This is a genomic window from Micromonospora orduensis, assembly GCF_006228125.1.
Taxonomy (GTDB): domain Bacteria; phylum Actinomycetota; class Actinomycetes; order Mycobacteriales; family Micromonosporaceae; genus Micromonospora; species Micromonospora orduensis.
The window spans coordinates 1-7,388 of sequence record NZ_VDFY01000215.1; the positions used below are offsets into that span (position 1 = coordinate 1).

Here is a 7,388-nt window from a genome sequence, read left to right on the forward strand (position 1 = left end):
GGGCAGCGGTTGGGTGGGCTCGTCACCGGAGGCCAGTGGGTCGCCGGACGGCGGCCGCAGCGGCCGGGTGACTGTCGCGTCGGTCATCGGGAAGGCCCGGGTGGCACCCTCGGCGGTCGCGTCGGTCATCGGGAAGGCCCGCGTGGCACCCTCGCTTGTCGCGTCGGCGGGACGGCGGCGGGGAAACGGTTGGCTGCCCCGCGCGAAACGGGGCGGCGGTGTGGCCCGGTCGCCGGGCCGGCCCCCGCCCGGCGTCGGGCCGGCGGCACGGTCCCGGCCGGACGCCGGTTCGAAGAAGGAACGCCTGTCGCTCTGGGCGGTGCCGTTGGCCGGGGCGGCCACGGCGTCGCCGGCCCGACCAACCGGCGGGCGGCCGGCGGCGGGCGGGCTCGGCTCGGTCGGAACGGCAGCGGGACGCTCGATGGGCGTCGTCGGCGCGAACCGGGGTGCGGCCGAGCGAGCAGCGCCCGGCACGGAGTCGGTGCGCGGTACGGCGTTCGGGTGCCGCTGGCCGGCTGCGGGCATGTCGTCCGTGCCGGACTGGCGGGACAGATCGCCCGGCCTCGGCGTGCTCCGCGGCGTGCCCGGGGCCAGCGGATTGGTCATCCGGGGCACCGCGGGCCTTGTCGGCGCGGGTCGCACGGGCGGTGCCGCCACCGGCTCGGGGCCGGGTGGCGGGGTGGAGCCGGACGGCGTGGGGCCGGTGGTCGGCGTTGCTCCGGCGGCGTCCCGACCGGTCGCGCCGTTGCGGGTGCGGGCGAGGGTCTCCGCCCGCTCCAGCCGGGCGCGGGCCCCCATCGCGCGCCCGGGGAGCCGGACGTCACCGCGGGAGAGCTGGGAGACGAACCAGGCGGGCAGGTAGCCCTCCACCGGCAACCCGGGGTTGACCGCTAGCCACCACTCGTGGTTGGGCCAGCCGACCGCGAGGTCGGTGAACGGGACCCGCCGGTTGCTGCCCGGATGGTCACCGAGGCAGGCCCGCAGTGCGGCGACGGAGGTGAACGCCAGCACGTGCGTACGGCCGCCGGTGGTCCAGGTGCCCCAGCCGGGCGACGTCTGGCCGGCCAGCGCCGGCGCGGCGACCGGCAACAGCAGATCGGTGCGGGACAGGAGCCGGAAGTACAACTCCTGGTCGTTGGCGCGCAGCGCGTCCCGCATCGCCACCTCGGCCTCCGTGGCCGGCTCCCATTCGGTCACGGCCACCTCTCCTTCCGAGAACAGGCCACAGGTATCGCGTACAACCTACAAGGTGGTATCAAGATCACAATGGCTGGCCGGCGGCGGTCCGCCGGGGCGTCGACGAAGCGATAACATCCCGTCCCGGAGCCGACACGATACGGAGGCCGTCGATGTCCCGGTCGATCGCGCGCCCGGTCCTCGCAGGCCTGGCGGCCAGCATCCTGACCGCACCGGCAGTTCCGATCAACGCCGCCGACGCCGCGCCGCGGACGGCACCGACCTGCGCGACCCCCCTGGCGCCCGTCCAGCCGGTCGCGGCCCTGCCGTGGACGCAGCAACGGTACGACCCCGCCCGGCTCGCGCCACTGGCCACCGGCGCCGGTGTGACCGTGGCGGTGGTCGACTCCGGGGTCGACCGGGTCCACCCGCAACTGGCCGGGCAGGTGCTGGCCGGCACCGACCTGCTCGACCCGGGCGGCGACGGCAGCCGCGACTGCGCCGGACACGGCACCGGCGTGGCGAGCATCATCGCGGCGCAACCCCGCCCCGGCGTCGCCTTCCACGGCCTCGCACCGGGTGCCCGGATCCTGCCGGTACGGGTGAGTGAGCAGCAGGTGGTGCAGGGACGGGAGTCGGGGCGTACGGTCAGCGCCGCCGACTTCGCCCGGGCCATCCGTTGGGCTGTCGACCACGACGCCGACGTGGTGAACCTCTCCGTCGTCCTGTACGCCGACGACCCGACCGTGCACGCCGCCGTCGCCTACGCCGTCGAGAGGGACGTGGTGCTGGTGGCCGCCGCCGGCAACCTGCACGACAGCGGCGATCCGCGCCCGTTCCCGGCCGCGTACGACGGGGTGCTCGGGGTGGGCGCAATCGGGGCGGACGGCGTACGGGCCGGCTTCTCGCAGACCGGCCCGTACGTCGACCTGGTCGCGCCGGGCAGTGAGGTGCTGACCGCCGCGCCCGGGCAGGGCCACCAGCGGGTCGAGGGAACGAGCTATGCGGCGCCGTTCGTGGCCGCCACCGCCGCCCTGCTGCGCCAGTACCGCCCCGAGCTGACCGCCGCCCAGGTGGCCCGACGGATCATCGCCACCGCCGATCCGGCGCCCGGCCCGGGGCACGGGTACGGCGCGGGCGTGCTGAACCCGTACCGGGCCGTCACCGAGACCGGACCGGGTCAGCCGGCCGGGCCTCGGACGGTCGCCGCGCTCGCCGACGACCGGGCCGACGCGGCGCAACTCGCCCGCGACGCCCGCCGGGCCGCGGCCCGGCACCGGGCCCTGCTCGTCGGCGCGGTGGTCGGGACGACGGCAGTCGCCGTGGTGCTGCTCGCCCTGGTGCTGCCCCGGGGCGCGCGCCGACGGTGGCGGCCCGCCGATCCGGTCTGACCTCGCCGGGCCGCCGGGGAACGCCCCGGCCGGGGCCGGCCGGGGCGCGGACCCGGACATGGTCAGCGCTTCCGACCCACCGGGATCACTGGAACAGCCCGGTGTTCTTCTTCTCGGTGTCCAGATAGTCGGCGGCGGAGTCGTTCACCGCCAGCCTGATGTCACGCAGCATGGCCTGAAGGTCCTGCGAGGCGGACCGCCACCGCGCCTGGCGCTGCTCGTACGCCTCCCGGGCCTCGCCCGCCCAGCCGGCCACCAGCGGCGCGGCGTCGCGTTCGAGTTGGCCGAGCTGCGAGTCGAGCGTGTTCAGCGCCTTCTGGATGTCCGCACCGGCCTGCTGAAGCGCGGTGAAGTTGACGACCAGCACACCGTGGTCCATCGGAGCTCCCTCCCGAGCGGGGTCAGAGCGGCAGTTGGATGCCGCCGCGGTTGGTGCCGGCCACCCGGCTGGCCGCCTCGTCGTCCGAGACGTCGTACTGCCGACCTGCGGTGCGGATCGCCCCGGCGGTCTCCCGCAGGGCGCGGTGCAGCGCGGCCTGGTCCTGCGACCACTGCTGTTTGACCTGCTCGAACGATCGTCCACCGGCGCCGCGCCAGGCCTGCTGCAACACCTCCAACTCGGCCAGCAGGCCGGTCAGCATGGACTGCAACGACTGGTCCACCTGCTCGAACTTCGCGGCGGTCTGCTTCATCACCGCGGCTTCTGCCTGGGTCTGGGACACCCGGACGTCACCTCGTCTCCTCGATCGCGCCTGGCCGTCGACGCGCCCGGAGGACGCGTCGGTCGCTTGGCCCGCTCGTCGACGCACGTCGGACGCGGGTCAGCGATGAACTTCGTGGCTGACGGTAGCGGCCTGGTTGCGGTTCTGCTACCCCCGACCTCTCCCCTGTGGACAACCACGGCAGCCATCGGTCACTTACGATGTGCTGCAGCCACGTCGCGGCGCGTGACGGGCGCGTCCACACTGGTCGAGGAGGCTCGGTGCCGGCGATCACCACCGGAGGCCCGCGGCAGCAGGCCCCGATCGGCCCGGGCTCGGCCGCCGTCGGCATGTCCTCCGGCTCGGGAGCCGCCCGGCCTCGTCCGCGCGGCGGCCGGTGGGCGACGCTCGCGCGGGCCGGCACCGGGGTTCGCGCCGGCCAACTGGTCGCCGCTCAGGTCGCGGTGGCGCTCGTCCTCGCCACCCTCGGCCGGAGCGCGCCGGTGACCGTCACCGCCGCGACGGCAGCGGCGCTGCTGCTCGTGGCCGCCGGCGCCCGGCTCCGGGGCCGATGGCTCTTCGAGTGGCTGGGCACCGCCGCCGGGCACCTGACCCGCCGCCGGGCGCTGGTGGGGCCCGCCGGGCCGGCCGAACTGCTCGACCTTGTCGCGCCGGGTGCCGTGGTCCGCTCCACGGAGCTGTCCGACGGGCCGGCGGCGGTGCTGGAGGACACCGGGGGCATGGTCGCGCTGCTGGAGCTCGGCGATCCGGGTGACCTGCTCGGCGACGCGTCGCACGCGATCCCCGCGCCGTCCGCTCTGCTGCCCGCACCGGGGGTGGACGTCCCGCCGCTGCGGATCCAGCTGCTGCTCGCCGGGGCGCCGGCGCCGGTGCCGGCGGTCGGGGGCACGGTCGGCACGTCGTACCGGCAGCTCACCGACGGACGGCTCGCCGGGCGGGAGCAGGCACTGCTCGCGGTACGCGTGCTGCGGGTCGACGGCTGGTCGGAGGAGGCCCTGCGCCGGGTGCTCGCCGGCACGGTACGCCGCATCGTCCGCCGGCTGGGGCCGCTGACCGCCCGACCGCTCGGCGTTCCCGCAGCTCTGCGTGTCCTGGGCGAGCTGGCCCACCACGACGACGGCCAGCCGGTGCGCGAGTTCTGGCCGGTACTGCGGTCCGGCCCCCTGGTCCAGACCACCTTCCGGCTGGTCCGGTGGCCGGACGCCGACGGCGCGGGCGCCCGCCGACTGGCGCCTCGACTGCTCGCGCTGCCGGCGACCGCGACGACCGTGTCGATCTGCGCCGGCCCGCCGCCGGCCAGCGGCGCCGCCGAGGTGCCGACCGAGCTGACCGTACGGCTGGCCGCCGGGACGACGACCGAGCTGACCCTGGCCGCCGAGGCCCTGCACCGGCTGGTGACCGGCCTGGGCGGAGGGCTCCGCCGGCTCGACGGGGCACACCTGGAGGGGTTGGCCGCCACCCTGCCGCTGGCGCTGGCGACGGCGGGCGCGCAGCCCCGACCGGCGTTGGACGACTGGGAGCTGACCCTGGGCCAGGCGGGGATCATGGTCGGCACCAACCGGCACGGCGGCGCGGTCACGGTGCGACTGTTCCGACCGGAGAGCACCAGGGTGCTGCTGGTCGGTGGCGTACGCGCGGCCCAGCTGGTCGCGCTGCGCGCGATGGCGCTGGGCGCCCTGGTGGTGGTGCAGACCGCGCGACCCCGCGTCTGGGAGCCGTTCGTCCGCGGGGTGGGTGCCCCGGGTGGGACGATCCCGCTGATCCCGCCCGGCCGTGCGGTGGGCGACGGGGTGGCGACCGCGCTGCGGCCGTTGCTGCTGGTGGTCGACGCCGGGCCGGTGCCGGCCGACGCGGAGCCGGGCGCACCATGGCGGGCCACCCTCGTGGTGCGGGACGAGCTGACTTCTGCGGACACCGACGTGCTGAGTCGTGCGGACCTGGCGGTGCTGCAACCGCTGGGCACGGCCGAGGCGGCGCTGGCCGGTGCGGCGCTGGGGCTGGGCGGTTCGGCCGAGTGGCTGACCCGGATGCGGGACGACATGGTGGCCGTGGTGAACCGGCGGGCGCTGCGCTGGGCGCTGCTCTCCCCGACCCCCATCGAGGCGCAGTTGATCGGGCGACCGGCGCGCGGTTGACCTGGTAGCCCGGCGAACTGGCGGGTTACGCCGTCGCCGGTGTCCGTGGCACGATCCCCGCCATGGGCTTTCTGAAAGGTCTGCTGATTCGGCTGGCCAGCACAGCGTTGGCTTTCTGGCTGGCCACATTCCTCATCCCGGGCATCTCTCTGGAGTCGAACTCCGCTGTGGAGACGGTGACCACGCTGCTCCTGGTGGCGGTGATCTTCGGCGTGGTCAACGCGGTCCTCCAGCCGATCATCAAGACCGTCGGTTGTGGTTTCTACCTGCTGACGCTGGGTCTCATCGCGCTGGTGGTCAACGGGCTGCTGTTCCTGCTCACCAGTTGGATCGCCGACCAGGCCGGGCTGCCGTTCTCGGTTGACGGGTTCTGGCCGGCGGCGGTGCTCGGTGCCCTCTTCGTGAGCATCGTGACCTGGATCCTCGGCGCCGTCCTCGACCGCGACTGACCGGCGGCCTGCCCGCACCGACCCGGCCCGCCCGGGCTCCGACCACGGCCGGGGCCCGGGCGGGCCGATGACCACAGTCCGGGAATTGGCCGGCGAGCGCGCCCACCTGGGCGGCTAGCGTCGCAGGGTGTTCTCGCTGACCCGCACCGATGGCCACCTGCTCAGCACCGATCCCGCCCGGCTCGACCTGACCCTGATACACCACTGGCTGTCCACCGACGCGTACTGGGCGTTGGGGCGGAGCCGGGAGACGGTCGTGCGGGCGTTCGCGGGCTCCCTGCCGTTCGGTGTCTACCGGCCCGGGGACGGCCGCCAGGTGGCGGTGGCCCGGGTGGTCACCGACCGCGCCACCTTCGCCTGGCTGTGCGACGTGTACGTCGACCGCGCCTCCCGGGGCGACGGCCTGGGCGGCTGGCTCGCCGCCGCGGTCCGCGACCACCTGGCCGAGCTGGGCGTACGCCGGATCCTGCTGGCCACCAACGACGCCCACGAGGTGTACGCGCGGGTGGGCTTCACACCGCTGGACGTCCCGGAGCGGTGGATGAACCTCGACCAGCGGCCGCCCGTGACCCCGATCACCGGAAAGGAACAGAGCGGGGCTGAACCCCTTACGGTGGAGCCGTGACGCCACTCCGCCTGGGATACCTCTACGGCATCGGCGCGTACCTGCTCTGGGGTTTCTTCCCGCTCTACTTCAAGTTGCTGCGACCCGCCGGCCCGCTGGAGATCCTGGCCCACCGGATCGTCTGGTCGGTGCTCTTCGTGGCGCTGCTGCTGGGCGCGCTGCGCAACATCGGTTTCCTGCGGGCGCTGCTGCGCCGGGGCTGGGCGGTGGCCGGGATCGTGGCCGCCGCCGCGCTGATCGCGGTCAACTGGGGCACCTACATCTACGGGGTCAGCTCCGACCGGGTGGTGGAGACCGCGCTCGGTTACTTCATCAACCCCCTCGTGGTGGTGCTGCTCGGGGTGACGGTGCTGCGGGAGCGGCTGCGCCCGGGGCAGTGGGTGGCGCTGGGCATCGGCGGGTCGGCCGTGGCGGTCCTCGCCGTGGACTACGGCCGCCTGCCCTGGCTGGCGCTGACCCTGGCGTTCAGCTTCGCCGGGTACGGCCTGATCAAGAAGCGGCTCGGGTTGCCGGCCGCCGAGGGGCTGTTCGTCGAGTCGGCCGTGCTGGCGCTGCCCGCACTCGGGTACCTTGCCTGGCTGTCCCATCGCGGCGGGATGGCCTTCGGGCACGTCCCGGCCGGGCACACGGCCCTGCTGGTGCTGGCCGGCGCGGCCACCGCGATCCCGCTGCTGCTCTTCGCCGGGGCCGCGAACCGGCTGCCACTGACCGGCCTCGGCATGATCCAGTACCTGGCGCCGATCCTCCAGCTCGCCTGCGGTGTGCTCATCTTCCACGAGCCGATGCCACCGGCCCGGCTCGCCGGCTTCGCGCTGGTCTGGCTCGCCCTGGTGGTCTTCACCGCCGACGCGATCCGCCACACCCGCCAGGCCCGCCAGGCCGCCCGCGTC

Annotated in this window: 8 protein-coding genes; 5 read left to right on the forward strand and 3 right to left on the reverse strand. The window is 75.0% G+C overall.

Features of this window, described 5'->3' with window-relative positions; genetic code table 11:
- Nucleotides 1-1,197, reverse strand: a 1,197-nt coding sequence (locus FHG89_RS24585) for an SseB family protein (protein WP_208761092.1), incomplete at its 3' end; no start/stop codon positions are given.
- 152 nt (nucleotides 1,198-1,349) lie between these two features.
- On the opposite strand from FHG89_RS24585, the gene mycP reads away from it, so the two are divergent.
- Nucleotides 1,350-2,567, forward strand: a complete 1,218-nt coding sequence (mycP, locus tag FHG89_RS24590; protein ID WP_139586783.1) for a type VII secretion-associated serine protease mycosin — start codon at nucleotides 1,350-1,352, stop codon at nucleotides 2,565-2,567.
- An 85-nt stretch (nucleotides 2,568-2,652) separates the two neighbouring features.
- On the opposite strand, the gene FHG89_RS24595 is transcribed toward mycP, so the two are convergent.
- Entirely contained in the window at nucleotides 2,653-2,946 is a 294-nt protein-coding gene (locus FHG89_RS24595) for a WXG100 family type VII secretion target (RefSeq protein ID WP_139586784.1), read from the reverse strand.
- A gap of 22 nt (nucleotides 2,947-2,968) precedes the next feature.
- Nucleotides 2,969-3,289: a WXG100 family type VII secretion target gene (locus FHG89_RS24600; RefSeq protein WP_139586785.1), complete on the reverse strand. Its 321-nt coding sequence runs from the start codon at nucleotides 3,287-3,289 to the stop codon at nucleotides 2,969-2,971.
- A 200-nt stretch (nucleotides 3,290-3,489) separates the two neighbouring features.
- Here FHG89_RS24600 and eccE point away from each other — a divergent pair, with 200 nt between their 5' ends.
- From eccE to rarD, 4 genes are all read left to right on the forward strand, one after another.
- A complete protein-coding gene (gene eccE / locus FHG89_RS24605) occupies nucleotides 3,490-5,424 on the forward strand; it encodes a type VII secretion protein EccE (RefSeq protein WP_208761093.1) in 1,935 nt (644 codons plus the stop codon).
- A gap of 62 nt (nucleotides 5,425-5,486) precedes the next feature.
- Nucleotides 5,487-5,873 (forward strand): phage holin family protein, encoded by a 387-nt coding sequence (locus tag FHG89_RS24610; RefSeq protein WP_139586786.1) that lies wholly within the window; start codon nucleotides 5,487-5,489, stop codon nucleotides 5,871-5,873.
- Between the two features lie 127 nt (nucleotides 5,874-6,000).
- Nucleotides 6,001-6,498 (forward strand): GNAT family N-acetyltransferase, encoded by a 498-nt coding sequence (locus FHG89_RS24615; RefSeq protein WP_139586787.1) that lies wholly within the window; start codon nucleotides 6,001-6,003, stop codon nucleotides 6,496-6,498.
- The coding region (gene rarD, locus FHG89_RS24620; protein WP_139586788.1) for an EamA family transporter RarD at nucleotides 6,495-7,388 on the forward strand (894 nt) is incomplete at its 3' end. The genes FHG89_RS24615 and rarD, both read left to right, overlap by 4 nt.

Coding starts and splice junctions, on each gene's coding strand:
- mycP (WP_139586783.1), top strand. CDS start 1,350: ATGTCCCGGTCGATCGCGCGCCCGGTCCTCGCAGGCCTGGCGGCCAGC.
- FHG89_RS24595 (WP_139586784.1), bottom strand. CDS start 2,946: ATGGACCACGGTGTGCTGGTCGTCAACTTCACCGCGCTTCAGCAGGCC.
- eccE (WP_208761093.1), top strand. CDS start 3,490: ATGTGCTGCAGCCACGTCGCGGCGCGTGACGGGCGCGTCCACACTGGT.
- FHG89_RS24610 (WP_139586786.1), top strand. CDS start 5,487: ATGGGCTTTCTGAAAGGTCTGCTGATTCGGCTGGCCAGCACAGCGTTG.